General features: G+C 42.4%; 1 protein-coding gene. It reads right to left on the bottom strand.

Annotation, left to right across the window (positions count from 1 at the left end):
* The coding region (locus tag FE392_RS22285; protein ID WP_500692701.1) for a hypothetical protein at positions 1 to 68 on the bottom strand (68 nt) is incomplete at its 3' end.
* Positions 69 to 210: the final 142 nt, after the last annotated feature.

The raw sequence follows: 210 nt of genomic DNA, 5'->3' as shown, positions 1-210 counted from the left end.
AAATGACTGTGCTGATAGTGGAACGTCTCAATCGTGATGCTGCCGTCCTTTTCCACCCGGTCATCAATGTAGATGAGTTCAAGACCGTTGTTGTTCTTCGGGGAGTAGTCGTCGAAGTTAATCGCGTAGATGTCGTAATTGATGGGTTTATAGTTGAACCAGTCGGCTTGATAATATGTTATGTCATATTGTAATGGTCAATTCAAACTG

Origin of the sequence: Xenorhabdus santafensis, from assembly GCF_033949405.1 — a bacterium.
Lineage (GTDB): Bacteria > Pseudomonadota > Gammaproteobacteria > Enterobacterales > Enterobacteriaceae > Xenorhabdus > Xenorhabdus santafensis.
The sequence above is the reverse complement of the archived record's forward strand: the minus strand, read 5'-3'. Positions and strand labels throughout refer to the sequence as shown.